The sequence below is a fragment of the Kitasatospora sp. NPDC058170 genome, assembly GCF_042883905.1.
Taxonomy (GTDB): Bacteria; Actinomycetota; Actinomycetes; order Streptomycetales; family Streptomycetaceae; genus Kitasatospora.
Genome location: NZ_JBHVUV010000009.1, coordinates 44704 through 65679, shown reverse-complemented (window position 1 = coordinate 65679; position 20976 = coordinate 44704). Strand labels below are relative to the sequence as shown.

Sequence of the window (20976 nt, the reverse complement as noted above, 5' to 3'; positions counted from 1 at the left end):
CTCGACCCGGCCGCGGCCGGGTTTTCCGACCCCACTTCTTGTGTCCCACCCCTGGACCGCCGCGCCGCGCCCCCCCGCGGCACGGTGGAAAACGGGCTTTTGGGGGCCCCCCCACATCATGTCGCGCGCCCCCAATTTCCTTTCCCGATCCGATGTTCGTGATCGGAGGGGCCCTGTGCAGGGCGGCTGCGGTGCCGGAGAAAGGTGCTGTCACCGATCCCGGTCGACATTGCCGCAAACGGCTGAAAGCGCGTCACCGCGCTCGCTACATTCACTCGGGTGACAATCCCACGGGGCACCGCCCAATCCCCCAAATACCAGCGCCTCGCCGCCGATCTGCGCCGCCGGATCGCCGAGGGCGAGTTCACCGCCGCCGCCGCGCTGCCGGTCGAGAGCGAACTGGAACGCCAGTACGGCGTGGCCCGCAACACCGTTCGACTGGCCGTCGACGTCCTGGTCAACGAGGGCCGGCTGGTCCGCCTCCAGGGCAAGGGGACCTACCTCCGGGAGCACCCCGTCCTGGACCACCGCGCCTACGGACCGGTCCTGCCGCCCGCGCCGCGCGACTGCCTGGCGCTGCCCACCGCCGTCTACCTCGGCGAGGCCGCCGAAGCCGGACGGGAGCTCGGCGTCGACTTCGAGATGATGATCGTCCGGGCCCGGGTGGACATCGCCGAGCGGCTCGGACTGCGGCCCGGCGAGGCCATCGTGGTCCGCCGGCAACTGCGGCTGCTCGACCGCGAGCCCTACTCGATCGAGGAGAGCCACTACCGCGCCGGACTCGCGGCGGGCACCCCGCTGATGGAACCCGACCAGATCGACGGCGGCGACGAGGCCGTGCTCGCCTCGCTCGGCCGCACCGAGATCGGGGCCGTCGACCACCTGGTCGCCCGGATGCCCGGACCCGAGGAGGCCCAGTGGTTCCAGGGCGGCCCGGGGGTGCCGCTGGTCGTCCAGACCAGGGTCACCTACGACCGGCGCGGGCCCGTCCGGGTCATCGAGACCCGCTACTCCGCCGACCGCAGCCGACTCGTCTACGGCGTGGGCGACCTCGCCGCCCGGGCCTCGCTGCCGGCGCCCGCCGCACCGGTGGACCCGGCCCGGGCCGAGGCGCCGTAGCGCACCGGCCCGGACCACGGCACCCGTCAGGCCGCCAGGGCCTTCTTGACCTGGATCAGGCTCGGGTTGGTCATCACGACCCGCTCGCCGCCGCTCTCCGGCGTCACCAGCACCGTCGGCACGACCTGGTTGCCGTTGTTGACGGACTCGACGAAGGACGCCGACGCCGGGTCCTCCTCGATGTTGATCACGGTGTAGCCGATGCCTTCACGGTCCAGCTGGCTCTTGAGTCGGTTGCAGTACCCGCACCAGGTCGTGCTGTACATCGTCACGCTGCCGGACATCGAGGGGGCTCCTTCGGGAAGAGGGCGTGCGGTCTCCGGGGAGAACGCAGGCCGCGCACCGGTCATTCCGCGTGCATGGCCCGTGCACAGCGTGTGCGCCCGGCATGCCGCGTGCGCCCGGCGTGCAGGCAGGGCCGCACGCCCGCAAGCGCAGTGATCATCCTGCGATCACACCGCTCCTGTGGACAACCCCGCCCGAGTTGTCCCACCGGGCTGAGAGGATGGAACGCATGCAGGAAGACCTCTTGAGCGGCAGCCCGTTCGACGACGACCACCGGGCGGCCTCCGGCCCCGACGCGGTACTCGCCGGACTCGACCCCGAACAGCGGGCCGTCGCCACCGCCCTGCACGGGCCCGTCTGCGTCCTCGCCGGCGCCGGCACCGGCAAGACGCGCGCCATCACCCACCGGATCGCCTACGGCGTGCGCAGCGGCGTCTACCAGCCCGCCCAGGTGCTCGCCGTCACCTTCACCGCCCGCGCCGCCGGCGAGATGCGCGGCCGACTGCGCCAGCTCGGCGCCGACGGCGTCCAGGCCCGCACCTTCCACGCCGCCGCGCTGCGCCAGCTCCACTACTTCTGGCCGCGCGCCGTCGGCGGGCCGGTGCCCCAGCTGCTGGAGCGCAAGGTCCAGCTGGTCGCCGAGTCCGCCGGCCGCTGCGGCCTGCGCGTGCAGCGCACCGAACTGCGCGACCTCACCGCCGAGATCGAATGGGCCAAGGTCACCCAGATCGGGCCCGACGACTACCCCGCCGCCGTCCAGAAGTCCAGCCGCGAAGCCCCCCGCGACCCGGCCGAGACCGCCCAGGTCTACCGGGTCTACGAAGAGGCCAAGACCCGCCGCGGCGTGATCGACTTCGAGGACGTCCTGCTGCTCACCGCCGCCATCCTGGAGGACCGGCCGGACATCGCCGACCAGGTCCGCTCCCAGTACCGGCACTTCACCGTCGACGAGTACCAGGACGTCTCCCCGCTCCAGCAGCGCCTGCTCGACCAGTGGACCGGCACCGCCGCGGGCAGCCTCTGCGTGGTCGGCGACGCCAGCCAGACGATCTACTCCTTCACCGGCGCCACCCCCGACTACCTGCTCAACTTCCGCACCCGCCACCCCGAGGCCACGGTGGTCAAGCTGGTCCGCGACTACCGCTCCACCCCGCAGGTCGTCCACCTCGCCAACGGGCTGCTCTCCCAGGCACGCGGCCAGGCCGCCCGGCACCGGCTGGAGCTGGTCTCGCAGCGCGAGGCCGGCCCCGAGCCCGTCTACACCGAGTACGAGGACGAGCCCACCGAGGCCGAGACCACCGCCCGCCGGATCAAGGACCTGCTGGCGACGGGCGTGCGCGCCAGCGAGGTCGCCGTGCTCTTCCGCACCAACGGCCAGTCCGAGGTCTACGAGCAGGCGCTCTCCGACCTCGGCATCTCCTACCAGCTCAAGGGCGCCGAGCGGTTCTTCGAACGGCCCGAGGTACGGGACGCCGGCGTGCTGCTGCGCGGCGCCGCCCGGGCCGGCTCCGACCCGCTCACCGACGGCGTCCCCGGCCTCGCCGCCCAGGTCCGCGCCGTCCTCGCCAGCCGCGGCTTCACCCCGGAGCCGCCGGCCGGCTCCGGCGCGGTCCGCGAGCGCTGGGAGTCGCTGGCCGCACTGGTCCGGCTCGCCGAGGACTTCGAGCGCACCCGCGCGGCCGCCGGGGAGCCGGCCGACCTCGCCGCGTACGTCGCCGAACTGGACGCCCGGGCCGCCGCCCAGCACGCCCCCGCCGTGGAGGGCGTGACCCTCGCCTCGCTGCACGCGGCCAAGGGCCTGGAGTGGGACGCCGTCTTCCTGGTCGGCCTCACCGAGGGCACCATGCCGATCATCTACGCGAAGACCGACGAGCAGATCGAGGAGGAGCGCCGGCTCCTCTACGTCGGCGTCACCCGCGCCCGCAAGCACCTCTCGCTCTCCTGGGCGCTCTCCCGCTCCCCGGGCGGCCGGGCCAGCCGCAAGCCCACCCGCTTCCTGGACGGCCTGCGGCCGGGCTCCGGCGCACCGGGTGTGCGCGCCGGAGGCCGGGGCGGGCGCGGCGGGGTCGAGCCGGGCGAGCGCGCGGCCGGGCGCCGGGTGCGCGGACCGGTCAAGTGCCGGGTCTGCGAGCGGGTGCTGACCGAGGCGGTCGAGCGCAAGCTGCGCCGCTGCGAGAGCTGTCCGTCCACCATGGACGAGGCGCTGTACGAGCGGCTGCGCGAGTGGCGGGCCGGGCAGGCCAAGAAGCAGGGCGCGCCGGCCTACGTCGTCTTCACCGACGCGACGCTGATGGCGATCGCCGAGGACGTCCCCGCGACCCGGCAGGACCTGGCGGTGATCTCGGGGGTCGGTGCGATGAAGCTGGACAAGTACGGGGCCGCCGTGCTCTCGTTGTGTGCGGGGGAGGAGCCTGCGGAGGATCCGGTCGACGTCGAGGACGGCGATCCGGGCGATCCCGCCTGAGTCGACCCGGACCGGTCCGGTCGGTTGCCCGGGCGGTTCGGAACGCGGCTCCCTGACCCGCTGGGGCTCACCGGCGAACCTGCCGGGGAACCCCGCCGAGAACTCGCCGGAAAAATAGTTTGCGCGCCGTACCGGGAGCGCAATAGCCTGCCGGAGCGGTCAAGGGGACGCGGTCGCACGGGGTCACACCTGTCACGCATCCCCCTGCACGCCACAGCTTCACCTGCATCACCGAGACAGACATCCGAACAGTTCGGAGCCCGGGAGACCAGGCTCCGCGAGACGCCGAGAGGAGGCGAAGACAGTGGAAACCATCATGATCACCAAACTGACTGGCCAGACCGTCGACGCTACCTCCGTGCGTGATGCCCGCCTGCGGGCCCTCGCTCTGCTGTGCGGAACCGGTCTGGGCCTCGACGCCACCGGTGTCTCCGTCGCCCCCGTCTCCGTCGTCCCCGCTGTCAGTGGTCTTGGACACACTGATATCTCCAGCACGGGCGTCAAGGGCGGCAGCGACGGCACCTCCGTCGAGACCGGTCTGTCCCGTGACTGGGCCCCGGTCGGTATGTCGCGCTCCCCGCGTGACGAGCGACCGACCCAGGCACCGAAGGCAGCAGTAGCGGCCGCCATGCATGGCGGCTATGCGCAGGCCATCGGTGCCGGAAACGCCCAGAAGCAGAACGAGCAGCAGATCAACCAGGCCAAGGCCGCCTTTACGGGCGCCACGGCCATCCGGATGCGGGCCTTCCGCGGGCCTGAACCCTGGAGAGAACGAACCTGAGAAGCCTCAGGTCGGCACCCTCCAGGGCCGCGGAACCCGTCAACCGGGATCCGCGGCCCTTCTGTTTTGTCCGGTACGCAAGACCGACCCAGGCCCCCCGGGGCCTCCGGCCCAGCCCCACCAGTCAGCTGAGCCGGACCCATTGAAAAGACGAGGAAGACGCCAACAGTGTCCACGGTCATCACGCCGCCCATCCCGTCCGTACCGCCGACAAGCCAGAACACCAAGGCCGACCAGGCCGACCCCCCGGAGGTTTCTCTTATGCAGCTCACCTCGATCGACCAGGCCGAGGCGCTTGGCCAGCCCATCCCGTGCCGCACCTTCGACCCGGAGGTCTTCTTCGCCGAGACGCCCGCCGACGTCGAGTACGCGAAGTCCCTCTGCGGCACCTGCCCGGTCAAGGAGGCCTGTCTCTCCGGTGCGCTGGAGCGGCGCGAGCCGTGGGGCGTCTGGGGCGGCGAGCTCTTCGTCCAGGGCGTGATCGTGGCCCGGAAGCGTCCGCGTGGCCGTCCGCGCAAGACCGAGGTCGCAGCGTGAACCCCGCGCTCGGAGCCCGGGTCGTCCGTCGGGGAGAGCAGCCCCCGCTGGACAGTGCCCTGCGTCGCTCCGTGCGTCATGCAGCCGCCAAGGCCGACGCCGCCCGCACAGTCCCCTTCCCAACGTCGCACCACGAGCAGGACCACCACATGACCGCCGCCGCCATCGATCCGACCGTCCGCGCCGAGCAGACCACTGAACTTCAGATCCAGAACAGGACCCTTGAGATGCAACTCCTCCACGAATCCCTGGCCCGTGCCCATATGCAAGAGCGCCTCCAGGAGGCCGAGCACGAACGGCTCGTCAGCCGGGTCGTCCGGGCCCGCCGGCTCAAGCAGCGGGCCGAACGCGCCTCGCTCCGGGCCCGCAAGGCCCTCGCCGTCGCGCTGATGTAGTCACACCCAGGTTTCGTTACACCCCCGTCGTGCCGAAGGCCGCCCCCCATCGCGGGGAGCGGCCTTCGGCCGTTGTACGGGTGGGTCAGGCCGGCGTCGGGTCAGCGCTTTCCGGCCGCCCCGCGCTTCTTCGACGGCACGGCCGGCTCGGGCCGCTTCCCGAAGTCCGGCCGGTCGTCGAACTCCGACTGCTTCTCGAACTCCGGCAGCCACCGCAGCATCTCCGCCCGGAACGGGGCGTTGGCCCCCAGCTGGCAGAGCACGCCGATGGTGCTCAGCGTCACCCGGTGGATCAGCAGGTACGCCGGGGGCAGGTTGAGCTGCTTGCCCAGGTTGTAGGCGGGCGAGCGAGGATCGGCGATCCGGGCCGCCTGGGCCCGCATCCAGGCCCGGGTGAAGTGGAAGGTGTCCACCGCGGCCGGCTCGATGATCGGCACCAGGTAGTCGAGCACCGCATCCGGGTCCAGCTCGATGGAGGGCTTGACGAAGCCCTCCTCGCGGAGCATCTCCAGCACACCCGCCGCGTCCCCGGCCAGCGCCATCCGCAGCGACGCCCCGATCGGGGCGGGCAGCCCGCCCGGCAGCCGGTCGACGGTGCCGAAGTCCAGCACCCCGAGCCGCCAGCCCGCCGCCGGACCGTCGTCCTTCAGCAGCCGGAAGTTGCCCGGGTGCGGGTCGGCGTGCAGCAGACCCGTCCGGGACGGGCCCGCGAACAGGAACCGGGCCAGCAGATGCCCCGCCCGGTCGCGCTCCTCCTGGGTGCCGGACGCGATCACCTCGGCCAGCGGGGTGCCGCCCATCCACTCGGTGACCAGCACCTGGTCGGCCTGCGCCACCACACCGGGCACCAGGATGTCCGGATCGCCCTCGAACACCTCGGCGTGCCTGCGCTGCGCGGCCGCCTCCAGCTCGTAGTCCAGCTCCTCGGCGACCCGCTCACGCAGCTCGGTGATCAGCGGCTTGATGTCCAGCCCCGGGATCAGCGGGCCGAGCAGCCAGGCCACCCGGCTCAGCTGCGACAGATCGGCCAGCAGCGCATCACCCGCACCCGGGTACTGCACCTTCACCGCGACCTCGCGCCCGTCGTGCCAGACGGCCCGGTGCACCTGCCCGATCGACGCGGCGGCGGCGGGCCGGTCGTCGAAGCGGCGGAACAGCTCCCGCCAGTCCTCGCCGAGCCGCTGCGCGAGCGCGGTGTGGACCTTCGCGGCGGGCATCGGAGGAGCGGCGTCCTGCAGCTTGGTCAGTGCCGCCCGGTAGGGCCCGGCGACCTCCTCCGGCAGCGCGGCCTCGAAGACGGACAGCACCTGCCCGAACTTCATCGCCCCGCCCTTGAGCTCGCCGAGGACCTTGAACAACTGGTCCGCGGTGGCCTGCTGCAGCTCGGCGGTCACCACCTCGGCGGACCGGCCCCCGATCCGCCTGCCCAGCCCGAGGGTGGCCCGACCGGCTATTCCCAGCGGCAGGGCGGCGAGCCGTGCCGTGCGGGTCACTGCCTTGCGCGGTAGATCGCTCACCCGGGCCTCCAATCCCACACGCCCCCGGCCCCCCACATCGGAGGGCCGACCATCACTACGCCATTGTGCCCGCTCCCCACCCCGGGCCCGCTCGCATTTGCTCCCTGTCCCACCCCTACCTCGACGGCCTCCCGGGCAATGGCCGTCGGCTCCGCCGAAGAACGCCGCCGAGCCGAGGAAAACCGGGGCCGCCCTCCACCGGCGGTGAAGCGCGGCCCCACCGGGACCCGACCGTCGCGGGATCTCCGAGGCAGGAGCAGAACGGCCGCTGACGGCGGGTCCTACGTCGCTGGTTCTGCTCTCCCTGGGACTACGGACCCTTGAGGCCCCGGCCGGGTCCGCCGTCGAATGAGTCCTGTCGTGAGTTCGCGGTGTGAGTTCGCGGGTGCGTGTGGCGCGAGTTCGCGGGTGTGGGTTCGCGGGTGTGGGTTCGTGGTGTCGATCTGCCGGGAGGCCGAGCGCGTATGTGGGGCAAGTGGATCAGCTGCGGTGTGCCGCCGGCCGTGCGAGGGGTGTTCTCCGCGGGTCAGAGCGCCTGGTCGGTGATCGGCGACCAGCCTGGGCTGGTCGGGCAGGTGGGCGGCTGGGACGCCGCCACCGGCCGGGCCCACGTGCTGGGCGTGTGGGCCGATGCCCGGGCCTACGCGCGCTTCATGGACGAGCGGCACGACGCCGTGGTCGCCGGAATCCGGCAGGACGCCGGCTACAGCTCGATCGAGATCGCGGCAGGCGAAACCGTTCTGGAGATGGCGGGCGACACGGCCGGCCTGCCGCAGGCCCTGGCGGCGGCGACGCTGCTGCGGGTCGCCGACTGCCGGTTGGTGCCCGGCCGCGAGGAGCACTTTCTGGAGGTCCAGCGAGAGGTCTGGGCTCCGGGGATGGCGGCGGCCGGCGGCATGCTCGCCGGCGTCGTCACCCAACTCGCCCGGCACCGCTACCTGGTGACCACTCTCTGGACCGACCCGGCGGCCCACCGGAACTACGTCGACCACCACCTTCCGGGCCTGATCCCGCGCGCCGGGCTCGGTGGGGACCTCCAGTCGATGGCCGGTCATGTGCTGTCCCTGGAGGCGGCCTGGCGTGTCCTGCCCGAGCCGTCGCCCGCCGAGCACGGGAGGTAGGTCGGTCGGCCGACCGGCCGCTCTGGTGGCGGGCCCGGCGGCCGGTGGGGCATCGGCCGGTGGCCTGGCGGCAAGGCGGGGCTGTCGGGTCCGGTGGTGGCGGTGGGGGTGTCGGCCGGTCCCTCGTGCGATCTGTGGGTGGCTCACCGTCACCTGCGGCTGTTGGCTGCGCACAGGAAGTCGGCCAGGTCGACTTCCTGTGCGCGGCGGTTGCCGTGAGTGGGTGGCGCCGGTTCTCCAGTGGCTTGTCGGGCGCGGTGGCTGATGGCCGGCCCTCTGAGGGCGGGGGAGGTTCGTCGCCCGGCCCCTGTGCCCGGCCCCTCCGCTGCGGGCGGAGGGGCCGGGCCAGTTGTGGTGCTTCCGCCGGCCTCGGGCGGTGCGCCCGGGGCCGGCGAGTTGACCCGCGCTTTGGGGCCCACCCCCCTCCCCCTCCCACCACCCCTCTCCATTCGGTCTGCGGTCTGTCCCGGTCAACGCCTGCCCACGCCCTGCCCACACCTCGCCGGCACCTGCCCGTGCCCGCACCCGCGCCTGCCCGTGCCCGAGCCGTGCCCGAGCCGTGCCCGTGCCTGCCCGTGCCTGTGCCTGTGCCTACCCGAGTCCCGCCGTCGCTTGCCCGCGCCATGCCCGTGCTCGCCTGTCCCGTGCCCGTGCCCGTGCCCGTGCCCGTGCCCGAGTCCCGCACCCGCCCCCGCGCCCGTGCTCGCCAGTGCCTTGCCCGCGCCGGCCGCGGCGGCGCGGGCGCGCCACCGGCCGGGCCGGTCCCCGCTTAGCCTCGCCCTGCTCAGCCCCGTCCCGCCGCCGTGCAGCGCCGACGCGGCTGCGACTTCGACTGCCGGCCGATCCTCGGCCCACGGCTGTCCCTTCCTCACATCCTGCACGCTGCAGCGGGCAGGACGGACGCGGTCCCACGTCGGACGCGAGGTCCGTAAGTGCTGATGGTCCGACAGGCCTCCCTTCCCGGGGGTCCGGTGGTCGCGGTCAGTTCGGCGGCAGCGGTTGCCAGAGGCAGCCGCAGTCCGGATGGCCCTTCAACCGCAGGCGGCGGGACATGCCGTCACCCGCGGAGATCTCGCACCAGCCGTCGACGCTGGGCGGGCGGAGGCCGTCGAGGTGGAGCTGGACGTGAAGGGCCGCGAGACCGGCCACGGCCGTCGCCAACGCCGTGTCGCAGGCCGGGGTGCGGGCCCGGCCAGGGCCCTCGTCGGCGAGCTGGGCGAGCAGTCGGGGCCAGGCGGCGTCCTCGTCCTCCCTCGTGAGCACCAGGCAGTGGCCGCAGGCCGAGACGCCGGGGACCACCAGCGGCCCGACGACCCCGAGCTCCTCCACCACTCCGACGTACAGGTGCGGCACCCCGGCCCGCAGCAGCTCCCTGGCCGCGTACGTGCCGCCGGCGAACGCCCCGCTGCCGTCCCTGGGCGCCAGCACGACCAGATCGGGCGGTCCTTGCGCCACGCGGCCGTGGCCGGGCGCCGGCCGTCGCGCCGAGGCCCGTTGGACGACCTCGCGGGCGGCGGTCGCCCGCAGCCTCCCGACGTCCCCCGCTGGCAGGCCCGCGGGGGAGCAGTCCCCGGGGCCGACCCGCCCGTTGTCCACCACGGTGACGGCCCCCACCCCGCCCGCCGCCAGGACGGCGGCGAGGGCCGCCCCGACCCGGCCGGCGCCGCGCACCTCGACCCGCAGGTCGGCCCGGCGGGCCAGGACGGCGGGCGCGGCGCCCGGACTGGAGTGGACCAGGGAGAGCGAGGCGAGATCCGGCCCGAGCAGGTCGCGGTGCGGCTGCGGGTAGCGCCCGAGCGCGGCGCCCGCCGCGTCGGCGTCGTCCAGCAGCCCGGCCTGTTCCAGCTCGTCCAGCAGCGCGTCCGCCGGGTCGCGGCCGAGGCCGACCCGCTCGCCGGCCGCGAGCAGCTCCGGTCGCTCGCGCGTCCCGTCGAGCAGCCCGAGGAAGTCGCAGAGGGTCTTGTCGGCGCGTTCGACCACCCCGGCATAGCGCTGGACGGTGCCGAACTGCAGGGTGTCCGAGTCCCGCCAGCTGCGGGAGAGGGCGGGCTTCAGGGCAAGGCGCACGGCGGTCTTCCTTCCGATCGTTTCCGGACGGCTGATAGCAGCGTGCCCGATCGGACCGACGCCGTGCTCTGGGTTGTCCACAGGCGCGGGTCCATGATCACACCATCAGTTCGCACCCCCTGTGGATAACTCGCCGTCCGGTCCGGGGCCGCATTCCGGACACTCTCTGTCGGCCTTTCGTTCGCGATCACTCCACGAAAGATTTCGGCCACGGCAGCGGACTTCTGTCAGGGGTAGCGGGTAACGTCGTGTGCCATGGCAGCCGAACGGGACTCCCATCCCCCGGTGTCGCGTCGGCGTGCCCGTGCAGCGTCCGGGTCGCAGGTCGCGGCGCCGAGTACGCGCGGGCGCCCTGATCAGCGGCCGACATCCCCGGAACCGCCGCAGCCCCCTCCCGACGCGGACAAGCGCGGCGAGGCGCATGTCGAGAAACAGCTCGACCGCTCCCGGGTGGAGGTCCGCCGCAGTGCCCGCCGCAGTCGCACCGTCTCCGCGTACCGTGAGGGCGACCGCACCATCGTGCTGATCCCGGCCCGGATGTCGCACGCCGAGGAGCAGCGCTGGGTCGCGCAGATGCTGGAGAAGCTGGCGGCCCAGGAGAGCCGCCGGATGCTCGGCGACGACGCGCTGGCCGCCCGGGCGCGTGAGCTCTCCGCCGGCTACCTCGGCGGCCGGGCCCAGCCCGCCCAGGTGCGCTGGGTCACCAACCAGAACTCGCGCTGGGGGTCGTGCACCCCGAGCGAGCGCACGATCCGGCTCTCGCACCGCCTCCAGGGCATGCCGGAGTACGTGGTCGACTACGTGCTGCTGCACGAGCTCGCCCATCTGCTGGTGCCGGATCACGGCCCGGCCTTCTGGGCGCTGCTGGAGGCCTATCCGCGCACCGAGCGGGCCCGCGGTTATCTGGAGGGCGTGGTCTCGGCGGCCCGGCTGCCACACATCCCGGGCGCCCGGCCGGAGCCCGACCCCGCCGGTTCCTGCGGCTAGCCCCCAACCCTCAGCCCCAGCCCCTCAAGCCCCAGCCCCCAGCCCCCAGCCCCCAGCTCCGACGCGTCGGAGAAGGCGCGGCAGACCGCCGGAAGCCCGGGCGAGGGGCCGTCGGAGCCCGCGGGACGGCCAACCGGAACGAAAGAAGGGGCGCGGGCCTCCCGGCCCGCGCCCCTTCGACATGCCTTCACCTCAACCGCGGGCGGTCAGCTCCCGGGCGCGCGCGACGAGGTCGCGCACCGAGTGGTCGGTCAGTTCGGGCAGCCGGTCGAAGTCGAACCAGCGCAGATCCAGCGACTCCTCGCTGATCAGCGCCTGCGCCCCGGGCGGTGCCACCGCGATGTACTGGACGTCGAGGTGGGTGTTCTCCGGCCGGTCCTTGCCGGTGCAGCGCACCTGGTGCCGGTCGAGCTTGGCCGGCACCGGAACACCGTCGACCGTCAGCAGCACGAGGTCCGGGATGCCCGACTCCTCGGTGGCCTCGCGCAGCGCGGCCGAGGCGAGGTCCGGGTCGCCCGGCTCGCAGTGGCCGCCCATCTGCAGCCACATCCCGACCTTGGGGTGCAGGGTGAGCAGCACCCGCCCGGCGGCGGGGTCGATGACCGCCGCGCTGGCCGTGATGTGGGCGGGCAGGCACGAGCGGTACAGGCCCTCGGGCTGCTCGGCCAGGTGGTCCAGGTAGTCGCGCCGCAGCCGGTCCTGGTCCGGGTCGGCGGGCTGCCAGTCGGCCAGGGTGCGGACGGCGTCGGCGTGCAGCGAGGCGGCGGGCCGGGTCGACGCGCCGGGGTCGGTGATCGTCATGCGGTGGGCTCGCCCTTCCCGTCCTCGTCCCCGTCCTTCTTCGTCAGGTCGGGCTTGGCCTCCGGCGCGGGCGAGCCGCCGGCGGCCGCCTCACCGAGCAGCTTGTCGATCGCGTCGAAGTCGAGGCCGCCCTCCAGGCCGTCGCCGGTGCCGCGGTGCACGAAGGCGTCCGGGTCGTCCAGGTCGGCGGCGGTCGGCAGCATGTCGGGGTGCTGCCAGAGGTCGTCGCGGCCCTCGATGCCGCGGGCGTCGGCGAGCAGTGCCCACAGCCGGGCGGCGTCGCGCAGCCGGCGCGGGCGCAGCTCCAGGCCGACCAGGGTGGCGAAGGTCTGCTCGGCCGGTCCGCCGGCGGCGCGGCGGCGGCGGACCGTCTCGCGCAGGGCGCCGGCCTGCGGCAGGTGCGGTTCGGCGGCGGCGTGCACGACGGCGTCCACCCAGCCCTCGACCAGCGCGAGCGCCGTCTCCAGGCGGGCGAGCGCGGCCTTCTGCTCGGGGGTGTCCTCGGGCTGGAGCAGGCCGCCGGCGAGCGCCTCCTGAAGCGCCTCGGGGTTGCTCGGGTCGAGCTGGCCGGCCAGCTCCTCCATCCGGGAGCTGTCGACCTTGATGCCGCGGGCGTAGGCCTCGACGGCGCCGAACAGGTGGGCGCGCAGCCACGGCACGTGGGCGAAGAGCCGCTGGTGGGCGGCCTCGCGCAGGGCGAGGTAGAGCCGGACCTCGTCGGCGGGCACGTTCAGGCCCTCGCCGAACTCGGCGATGTTCTGCGGCAGCAGCGCGGCCTTGCCGGCCGGGGCGAGCGGCAGGCCGACGTCGGTGGAGCCGACCACCTCGGCGGCGAGCGCGCCGAGCGCCTGGCCGATCTGGGTGCCGAACATGGCACCGCCCATCGAGCGCATCATGCCCATCAGCGGGCCGGCCATGGCCTGCATCTCCTCGGGCAGCACGCCGCCCATGGCGGTGCCGACCCGCTCGGCGACCGGGTCGACCAGGTCCTTCCAGACCGGCAGGGTGGCCTCGATCCACTCGGCGCGGCTCCAGGCGACGGCGGTGCCCGCACCGGAGGGGAACTCGGTCGCGGAGTCCAGCCAGAGGTCGGCGAGCCGGACGGCCTCGGCGACGGCCGAGCGCTCGGTGGCGCTGACCGAGCGGTCCTTGCTCTTGCCCTCGACGGGCTCGGCGACCACGGTCTGGCGGGCGATGTCCTTGGCGAGATCCCAGTTCACCGGGCCGCCCTCGAAGGAGAGCATCTGCCCGAGCTGCTGGAAGGCCGCGCCGAGGTCGTTGGGGTTGAGGCCGCCGAACATCGCGGCGAAGGGGTTGTCCGCACCGGGCCCGCCGGCACCGGCCGGCCCGCCGGGGGCTCCCGGCATACCCATGCCGAACAGCGCGCCGAGCGGGTTCCCGGAGAAGCCGAACGGCGACTGGCCGCCCTGGTCGGGCTTGCCCTGGCGGGGCTTGTCCTGCTCGGACTTGTCCTTGTCCTTGCCGTCCTCGGGCTCCTCTGGCGGAACGCCGAATCCGAAGGGAAGGTCGCTCACGGGGTCCTCGATCCGGTCGGCCGTCTTGCGGGTGGTGGCGGGTGAAAACTGCCGGTCCGAGGCGGTCGGCGGAGTGGGGGACTCGTGGCCGGTGGGCGGCTCCCGCGCGGCTGGCCCGCGCCGGGTGCACCGCCGGGCCTTAGCCTCGGGCAGGATGGACGTACTGACACACGTACGTACGCACATAAGCTAACCGTGGAGGATGGCCGGTGAGTTCCCCGCCCTCGGACGTTCGCTCTGGGCTGACCGGAGGTGAGGACGCCCCGGACATCACGGCGTCGCCGCCTCCAGCCTACGGCGGAAGGCCACTGACCGTGGCCGTGACCGGCGCCGCCGGCGTGCTCGGCGAGCGCGTCGCCGCACGCCTGGTGGCCTCGCCAGGCGTGAAGAAAGTGCTCGCGGTGGACGACCGCCGCGGGGAGGTGCCGGGGGTCCAGTGGCGGATCCTGGACGTCCGCGACCCGGCGGTGGCCGAGCGCCTGGCCGGGGTGGACGTGGTCGTCCACCTCGCGATGGACCTCGGCATGGAGTCCGACCCGCGGGCCCGCAGCGCCTACAACGTGCGCGGCGCGCAGACCGTGCTGACCGCCGCGGCGGCCGCCGGGGTCAACCGGGTGGTGCTCTGCACCTCGGCGATGGTCTACGGCGCGCTGGCCGACAACGAGGTGCCGCTCGCCGAGGACTCGGAGCTGCGGGCCACCGAGGAGGCCTCGCTGGTCGGCGACCTGCTGGAGATCGAGCGGCTGGCCCGGCGGGCCCCGCGCGCCCACCCGGGCCTCCAGGTCACCGTGCTGCGTCCGGCCGTGGTGGTCGGGCCGGGCGTCGACACCGTGCTGACCCGGCACTTCGAGGCGCCCCGGCTGCTGGTGGTCGCGGGTTCCCGGCCGTGCTGGCAGTTCTGTCACGTGGACGACCTGGCGGCGGCGCTGGAGTACGCGGCGCTCGGCCTGGTCGAGGGCGAGGTCACCGTCGGCTGCGACGGCTGGCTGGAGCAGGAGGACGTGGAGCGGCTCTCCGGGATCCGGCGGATGGAGCTGCCCGCCTCGCTGGCGCTGGGCACCGCCGCCCGGCTGCACCGGCTGGGCCTGACCCCGGCCCCGGCCGGGGACCTCGCGTACACCATGTACCCGTGGGTGGTGTCCGGCAGCCGCCTGCACGAGGCGGGCTGGCGCCCGGTGTACAGCAACGAGCAGGTGCTGGCCGAGCTGCTGGCGCAGGTCGCCGGCAAGCACGCGGTGGCCGGACGGCGGCTGGGCGGCAAGGAGGCCGCCACCAGCCTCGGGGCGGCGGGGGCGACGGTGGCGCTGGTCGGTACCGCGGCACTGGTGCGCCGGGCCCGCAAGCGGCGCCGCTTCTGACCGGTCGGGGCGGTCGGTTCTCCATCCCGTTCTCACGATGCGAAATTTTGCAATCGTGATACGGAAGCCCCTTGCCCGAAACCACCCGGGATGGGGAATCATGGAGTCATGTCCGAGAACCACGACCCCATCCGCCTGCTCGCCGTCCGCGACACCCCGCTCTCGCTCGACGAGGTGTACGAGGCGGTCGGCGACGACGCGGCCGGCGGTACGACCGTCTTCGTCGGGACGGTTCGCGACCACGACGGCGGCAAGTCCGTCGCCGCGCTGGAGTACAGCTGCCACCCCTCCGTCGAGCAGGAGATGCGGCGGATCGCGGAGAAGGTCGTCGCGGACTTCCCGGTCCGGGCGCTCGCCGCGGTGCACCGGATCGGCCGGCTGGAGATCACCGACAAGGCCGTGATCGTCGCGGTCTCCTGCGCCCACCGGGGTGAGGCGTTCGCCGCCGCCCGCCGGCTGATCGACGACCTCAAGCACGAGGTGCCGATCTGGAAGCACCAGGTCTTCTCCGACGGCGAGGAGGAGTGGGTCGGCGCCGGCAGCTGCTGAAGCGCCCCGCCGCACCGTTTTCCGGCAGGCGCGCCGGGCCCTCACCCGAACGGGTGCGGACCGGTGCGCCGGATACTCCCTGGCAGTGAGCCGATCGGCCGTCCCGTAACCCGGACGGCGCCACCTGCGTTGTCCGCCGGGGTGGTTAATCTGCTCATAGACACGACGAGCTGGGAGTACTGAGATGGCTGTGCTCGCCTGGTTGATCATTCCGGTAATCGCCGTCCTGCTCGCCGCCCTGTGGGCGGGGTGGGCCCAGCGGGCCCCGCGAGCCACGGGGGACCCGGCCTCACTGGCCGAACACCGGCGCTTCATGGCGGCGATGGAACGCACCACCGCCGACAGCGCCCCGGGCGACCGCCCCGGCCGGTAGCCCGGCGGGCGCCGCGTCACCCGCGTCCCGTACTGTCGAGGCATGCCACGCCGCTCTGCGACGATGCTCGCCGCCACCCTGCTCCTCATAGCGCTGCTCTGCGTCTCGGTGCTGACGAAGGTGCCGTACACGGAGATGAGCCCCGGGCCGACGTACAACACGCTCGGGATGCAGGACAAGACGGGCAAGCCGGTGATCAGCATCACCGGCCACGAGTCGTACCCGACCAGTGGCCACCTCAACATGACGACCGTCCAGGTCACCGGCGCCAAGTACGAGCCCAGCCTGGTCTCCGCGGTGGTCGGGTGGCTGCGCGGCGACGTGCTGGTCGTCCCGCACGACAACGTCTACCCGAAGGGGCAGACGGACGAGCAGGCCAAGCGGCAGAACGCCGAGGAGTTCGCCTCCTCCGAGGACAGCGCCCGCACGGCGGCGCTCACCCAGCTGGGCATCCCGGTGGGGGCCGAGCTGATCGTCAAGTCCGTCGCGGCCGGTGCCCCGGCGGAGGGCAGGCTGCACGCCGGCGACCAGATCGTCGCCGTCGGCGGCACCCCGGTGACCACCCCCGAGGACGTCGCCAACGCCGTCACCAAGCACAAGCCGGGCGAGCCGGTGGTGTTCACCGTCGTCCCGCGGGTCAAGGACGCCAACGGCGCCAAGGCCGACCCGGCCAGCCGCACCGATGTCACCGTCGTCACCATGCGGGCCGGGGACGCCGACCCGACGCTCAAGCCGGACCGCGCCGACTCGGCGATGGTCGGCATCGTGGCCGGGATCCGGCACACCTACCCGTTCCAGATCGACATCGGCCTGCAGGACGTCGGCGGCCCGAGCGCCGGTCTGATGTTCTCGCTCGGCATCATCGACAAGCTGACGCCCGAGGACCTCACGGCGGGCAAGTTCGTCGCCGGCACCGGCACCATCACCGACGACGGCAAGGTCGGCCCGATCGGCGGCATATCGATGAAGCTGATCGCCGCCCGCGACGCCGGGGCCGAGTACTTCTTCACCCCGGCCGCCAATTGCGCCGAGGCGAGCAAGGACACCCCGTCCGGGCTGACCCTGATCAAGGCCGAGACGCTGGACGGCGCGCTGAAGTCGCTGGAGCAGGTCCGCTCCGGGCAGACCGCCGCGCTGCCGTCCTGCACCGGGTAGCGCCGGCGCCGCCGGACCCGGCGACCGCCCGCGGGGTGAGCGGCGGCGGCCGGCCCCGGGGCGGACGGCACCCGGGGCCGACCGGCGTCACCGCCGGAACGGCGCCACCGGGTGGAAAGGCCCGGTCAGGAGAAGGTCGCCAGCAGTGCCTTGGTCAGGCCCGGCACCAGGTCGGGGCCGGTCAGCACCTCGCGGGCGGTGTCCTTGGAGCGCAGCCGCAGGGCGATCTCCTTCTTGCCGTTGCGCAGCACGGCGGCGGTGATCCGCACCTCCTCGCGCTTGGGGTGGTTGGCCACCCAGTCGGCGAGCTGGGAGTCGCTGGCGTTGCGCGGGCGGGACTGCTCGGCGCCCGGCGGAAGCATCAGCCGCTCCACCACCAGGGCGCAGCCGGCCACCGCGTCCGGCCAGGCGATGGTGCCGAGGAACTTGTCCAGCTCCATGCCGGCCGGCAGTTCGTCCTGCTCGACCGGGGTGAGACCGGGCTCGTCGCTGTCGGCGAGGCCGAGCTGCTTGGCGACCCGGGGGTCGGCCTTGCGCAGCGCGGCGCTGTCCACGAGGGCGAACAGCCGGGCCGGGAGGTCCCAGCCGAGGGTGGCGGCGTACTCGTCGATCTCCAGCGCGGCCCGGGTGAGCGGGGTAGCGGCCGGGAGGCTGGAGACGTCGTCGGGGGAAGGGGAGACATCGGACATGTCCCAATCCTCACACGCCGGGCGGCCGGGGCGGTGCCACACACGGACGGCCGACCACGGCGGGCGGTTGTAGTAACCGTCTGCTAACGGTGGGAACTCGGCTAAAGCCTGGTTAAGTTGCACTGACGACCGAACCTATTCCAGACGACACAGCTGAGGTGCCACCGTGGTATTCCAGATGCCGGAACGCTCAGGGCCGGGTTTCCGGCGCAGGGTAGGCCCGCCCTCCCGGCGCGCGCGGGTCGCCCTGCTGACCCTGGGCGTGCTCGCGGTGCTCTTCCTGTTGTTCGTCATGTTCGCCGGGTTCTGGACGGACTGGCTCTGGTTCAAGTCCGTCCACTACTCCTCGGTGTTCACCACCCAGCTCTGGACGAAGGTGGGGCTGTTCGCCGTCTTCGGCCTGCTGATGGCGCTGATCGTGGGCGCCAACATCTGGCTGGCGCACCGGCTGCGGCCGCCGCTGTCGGCGATGTCGGTGGAGCAGCAGAGCCTGGACCGCTACCGGGCGGGGCTGGCGCCGTTCAAGCGCTGGGCGCTGATCGGGCTCTCGCTGGTGATCGGCCTGGTGGCCGGTGCGGCCGCGTCCGGCCAGTGGCGGACCTGGCTGCTGTGGACCAACGGGACGTCCTTCGGCGTCAAGGACGCGCAGTTCAACCTGGACGTCTCCTTCTACGCCTTCGAGCTCCCCTTCTACGAGTTCCTGCTCGGTTTCGCGTTCAGCGCGGTGATCGTCTCGCTGCTGGCGTCGGTGCTGGTGCACTACCTGTACGGCGGGCTGCGGCTGCAGGGCCCGGGCCGCCGGGCCAGCGCCGGGGCGCAGGGCCACCTGGCGGTGCTGCTCGGCGTCTTCGTGCTGCTGAAGGCCGTGGCGTACTGGCTGGACCGGTACGCGCTGGCGGTCAAGACCGGCGGGTACAAGGGGGTGTCCGGCTGGACGGGCCTGCGCTACGTGGACGCCAACGCGTTCCTGCCGGCCAAGACCATCCTGTTCTTCGTCGCGATCATCTGCGCGGTGCTGTTCTTCCTGACCCCGATCCGCCGCACCTGGGCGCCGGCCCTGATCGGCCTCGGCCTGATGGTGCTGTCGGCGGTGCTGATCGGCGGGGTGTACCCGGCGATCGTGCAGCAGTTCCAGGTCAAGCCGAACGAGCAGGCCAAGGAGACGCCGTACATCCAGAAGAACATCGACGCGACGCGGCAGGCGTACGGGATCGCGGACAGCCAGACCACCCCGTACACCCCGCAGGGCTCGACCACGGCGGACGCGCTCAAGCCGGACGCGCAGACCATCGCGGACATCCGCCTGATCGACCCGAACGTGGTCTCGCCGACCTTCCAGTCGATCGAGCAGCAGCGCTCGTACTACGCCTTCCCGTCCACCCTGGACGTGGACCGCTACGGCAAGGGCGCGGGCGCCCAGGACACCGTGATCGGCCTGCGTGAGCTGGACCTCAACGGGGTGCAGCGGAACTGGATCAACGACCACTTCAAGTACACCCACGGCTACGGCGCGGTCGTCGCCAAGGGCAACCAGGTCAACGACAAGGGCCAGCCGGTCTTCACCGAGTCGGGCCTGCCGGCCACCGGTTCGCTGGGCGACTACCAGCAGCGGATCTACTACGGCGAGAAGACCAGCACGTACTCGATCGTCGGCGGCGCCAACAAGGAGATCGACTACACCACCGACTCCGGCGAGAACAAGGAGTACACCTACACCGCGGGCAGCGGGGTCTCGCTGGACAACCCGATCACCCGGGCCGCCTACGCGGTGAAGTTCGCCGAGCCGCAGATCCTCTACGCGGGCGCGATCAGCGACGGCGCCAAGGTGATCTACGACCGCACCCCCAAGGAGCGGGTCGAGAAGGTCGCGCCGTGGCTGTCCATCGACGCCGACCCGTACCCGGTGGTGCAGCCGGGCCCCGACGGCCAGCCGGGCCGGGTGGTCTGGGTGCTGGACGGCTACACCACCTCCGACGGCTACCCGTTCTCGTCCAAGACGACGCTGGGCACCGCCACCAAGGACTCGCTGACCAACCAGCGCGGTGAGCTGCTGACCGTCGCCAACCAGGTCAACTACATCCGCAACTCGGTCAAGGCCACCGTGGACGCGTACACCGGCGAGGTGACGCTGTACCAGTGGGACGAGAACGACCCGGTGCTGAAGACCTGGATGAAGGCGTTCCCGGACACCGTCAAGGCCAAGGCCGACATCCCGGGCACGCTGATGCCGCACCTGCGCTACCCGCAGGACATGTTCAAGGTGCAGCGCGACCTGCTCGGCCAGTACCACGTGACGGACGCCAACTCGTTCTTCAATGGCAGCGACATCTGGCAGGTCCCGGTGGACCCGACCAGCGACACCAAGCAGGTCCAGCCGCCGTACTACCTGACGGTGCGGATGCCGGACCCGGCGGTCACCTCGGCGAGCTTCTCGCTGACCACCACCTTCGTGCCGAACAGCCGGGACAACCTGGCGGCCTTCATGGCGGTCAGCGCCGACCCGGGGCCGGACTACGGGAAGATCCGGATCCTCAAGGTGCCGGGGGACAGCAAGACGCTCGGCCCCAACCTGGTGCAGTCGCAGTTCAACTCCCGCCAGGAGGTGGCCCAGCAGATCACCCTGCTGAAGAGCGGCGGCGACTCGGAGCTGGAGTACGGCAACCTGCTGACCCTGCCGGTCGGCGGCGGGCTGCTCAACGTCGAGCCGGTCTACGTGCGCGGACGCGGTGCCAAGTACCCGACGCTGCAGAAGGTCCTCGCGGTGTACGGGAACGACAACGTGGCGTTCGAGAACACCCTGGAGGAGGCGCTGAAGAAGGTCTTCGCCGGCGTGGCCCCCGCGACCACGCCCACCGTGCCGAGCAACCCCACCACCCCGACCACCCCGACCACCCCGGGGACGCCGACCTCGCCGACCCAGCCGCCGAGCGCCGGTACCGGCACCTCGCCCGAGCTGCAGAAGGCCTGGGCGGACGTCGAGAAGGCGTACAACGACAGCCAGAGCGCGTTCAAGAACGGCGACTGGGCGGCCTACGGCCAGGCCCAGAAGGCGCTCGGCGAGGCGATCAAGGCGGCCCAGGAGGCCCAGCAGAAGGCGGGCGGCACTCCTGCCGCCTCGCCCACGGCGGCGGCCCCGACGGCGGCCCCGACGACCCCGGCCCAGAGCCCCGCGCCGAGCGCGAGCCCCTGAGCTGGGAGAACCGATTCCTGTTCCACCCCGCACCCGTGCTAGAGTTCAACTAC

At 72.8% G+C, this 20976-nt stretch carries 18 protein-coding genes; 12 read left to right on the top strand and 6 right to left on the bottom strand.

Annotated elements, in window-relative coordinates; translation table 11 throughout:
* Positions 1–279 precede the first annotated feature (279 nt).
* Positions 280–1119 (top strand): GntR family transcriptional regulator, encoded by an 840-nt coding sequence (locus ACFVVX_RS12340; RefSeq protein ID WP_387944354.1) that lies wholly within the window; start codon positions 280–282, stop codon positions 1117–1119.
* 26 nt (positions 1120–1145) lie between these two features.
* On the opposite strand, the gene ACFVVX_RS12335 is transcribed toward ACFVVX_RS12340, so the two are convergent.
* The gene (locus ACFVVX_RS12335) at positions 1146–1403 is read right to left on the bottom strand and encodes a mycoredoxin (protein WP_387944352.1); all 258 of its coding nucleotides are present in this window, start codon (positions 1401–1403) and stop codon (positions 1146–1148) included.
* A 230-nt stretch (positions 1404–1633) separates the two neighbouring features.
* Here ACFVVX_RS12335 and ACFVVX_RS12330 point away from each other — a divergent pair, with 230 nt between their 5' ends.
* The 4 genes from ACFVVX_RS12330 to ACFVVX_RS12315 all read left to right on the top strand — a co-directional run bounded on the left by ACFVVX_RS12330 (position 1634) and on the right by ACFVVX_RS12315 (position 5581).
* Positions 1634–3868 (top strand): ATP-dependent DNA helicase UvrD2, encoded by a 2235-nt coding sequence (locus ACFVVX_RS12330; RefSeq protein ID WP_387944350.1) that lies wholly within the window; start codon positions 1634–1636, stop codon positions 3866–3868.
* A 304-nt stretch (positions 3869–4172) separates the two neighbouring features.
* On the top strand, positions 4173–4649 hold the full coding sequence (locus tag ACFVVX_RS12325; RefSeq protein WP_387944348.1) for a hypothetical protein: 477 nt from the start codon (positions 4173–4175) through the stop codon (positions 4647–4649).
* A gap of 168 nt (positions 4650–4817) precedes the next feature.
* Entirely contained in the window at positions 4818–5186 is a 369-nt protein-coding gene (locus ACFVVX_RS12320) for a WhiB family transcriptional regulator (protein WP_387944346.1), read from the top strand.
* A 149-nt stretch (positions 5187–5335) separates the two neighbouring features.
* Entirely contained in the window at positions 5336–5581 is a 246-nt protein-coding gene (locus tag ACFVVX_RS12315) for a hypothetical protein (RefSeq protein ID WP_387944344.1), read from the top strand.
* Positions 5582–5682: 101 nt separating this feature from the next.
* On the opposite strand, the gene ACFVVX_RS12310 is transcribed toward ACFVVX_RS12315, so the two are convergent.
* Positions 5683–7098, bottom strand: a complete 1416-nt coding sequence (locus tag ACFVVX_RS12310) for an ABC1 kinase family protein (RefSeq protein WP_387944342.1) — start codon at positions 7096–7098, stop codon at positions 5683–5685.
* Between the two features lie 464 nt (positions 7099–7562).
* Here ACFVVX_RS12310 and ACFVVX_RS12305 point away from each other — a divergent pair, with 464 nt between their 5' ends.
* The gene (locus ACFVVX_RS12305) at positions 7563–8219 is read left to right on the top strand and encodes a DUF4937 domain-containing protein (protein WP_387944340.1); all 657 of its coding nucleotides are present in this window, start codon (positions 7563–7565) and stop codon (positions 8217–8219) included.
* A 981-nt stretch (positions 8220–9200) separates the two neighbouring features.
* Here ACFVVX_RS12305 and ACFVVX_RS12300 read toward each other — a convergent pair.
* Positions 9201–10286 (bottom strand): ThiF family adenylyltransferase, encoded by a 1086-nt coding sequence (locus ACFVVX_RS12300; protein ID WP_387944338.1) that lies wholly within the window; start codon positions 10284–10286, stop codon positions 9201–9203.
* Between the two features lie 285 nt (positions 10287–10571).
* Between ACFVVX_RS12300 and ACFVVX_RS12295 the strand changes: the two genes are divergently transcribed.
* The gene (locus tag ACFVVX_RS12295; RefSeq protein ID WP_387944638.1) at positions 10572–11273 is read left to right on the top strand and encodes a M48 family metallopeptidase; all 702 of its coding nucleotides are present in this window, start codon (positions 10572–10574) and stop codon (positions 11271–11273) included.
* Between the two features lie 192 nt (positions 11274–11465).
* On the opposite strand, the gene ACFVVX_RS12290 is transcribed toward ACFVVX_RS12295, so the two are convergent.
* Positions 11466–12074: an NUDIX hydrolase gene (locus tag ACFVVX_RS12290; protein WP_387944336.1), complete on the bottom strand. Its 609-nt coding sequence runs from the start codon at positions 12072–12074 to the stop codon at positions 11466–11468.
* Positions 12071–13609, bottom strand: a complete 1539-nt coding sequence (locus ACFVVX_RS12285) for a zinc-dependent metalloprotease (protein ID WP_387944334.1) — start codon at positions 13607–13609, stop codon at positions 12071–12073. The genes ACFVVX_RS12290 and ACFVVX_RS12285 overlap by 4 nt, the downstream gene beginning before the upstream one ends.
* A gap of 209 nt (positions 13610–13818) precedes the next feature.
* Between ACFVVX_RS12285 and ACFVVX_RS12280 the strand changes: the two genes are divergently transcribed.
* The 4 genes from ACFVVX_RS12280 (at position 13819) to ACFVVX_RS12265 (ending at position 17044) form a co-directional block, all read left to right on the top strand.
* Positions 13819–14967, top strand: a complete 1149-nt coding sequence (locus ACFVVX_RS12280; RefSeq protein ID WP_387944332.1) for an NAD-dependent epimerase/dehydratase family protein — start codon at positions 13819–13821, stop codon at positions 14965–14967.
* Positions 14968–15075: 108 nt separating this feature from the next.
* Positions 15076–15516, top strand: a complete 441-nt coding sequence (locus ACFVVX_RS12275; protein ID WP_387944330.1) for a molybdenum cofactor biosynthesis protein MoaE — start codon at positions 15076–15078, stop codon at positions 15514–15516.
* A 184-nt stretch (positions 15517–15700) separates the two neighbouring features.
* Positions 15701–15889, top strand: a complete 189-nt coding sequence (locus ACFVVX_RS12270; protein ID WP_387944328.1) for a hypothetical protein — start codon at positions 15701–15703, stop codon at positions 15887–15889.
* Between the two features lie 42 nt (positions 15890–15931).
* On the top strand, positions 15932–17044 hold the full coding sequence (locus ACFVVX_RS12265) for a PDZ domain-containing protein (RefSeq protein ID WP_387944326.1): 1113 nt from the start codon (positions 15932–15934) through the stop codon (positions 17042–17044).
* A 125-nt stretch (positions 17045–17169) separates the two neighbouring features.
* Here ACFVVX_RS12265 and ACFVVX_RS12260 read toward each other — a convergent pair whose 3' ends face one another.
* Positions 17170–17733 (bottom strand): PPA1309 family protein, encoded by a 564-nt coding sequence (locus tag ACFVVX_RS12260; protein ID WP_387944324.1) that lies wholly within the window; start codon positions 17731–17733, stop codon positions 17170–17172.
* 178 nt (positions 17734–17911) lie between these two features.
* Between ACFVVX_RS12260 and ACFVVX_RS12255 the strand changes: the two genes are divergently transcribed.
* Positions 17912–20923 (top strand): UPF0182 family protein, encoded by a 3012-nt coding sequence (locus ACFVVX_RS12255; protein ID WP_387944322.1) that lies wholly within the window; start codon positions 17912–17914, stop codon positions 20921–20923.
* Positions 20924–20976: the final 53 nt, after the last annotated feature.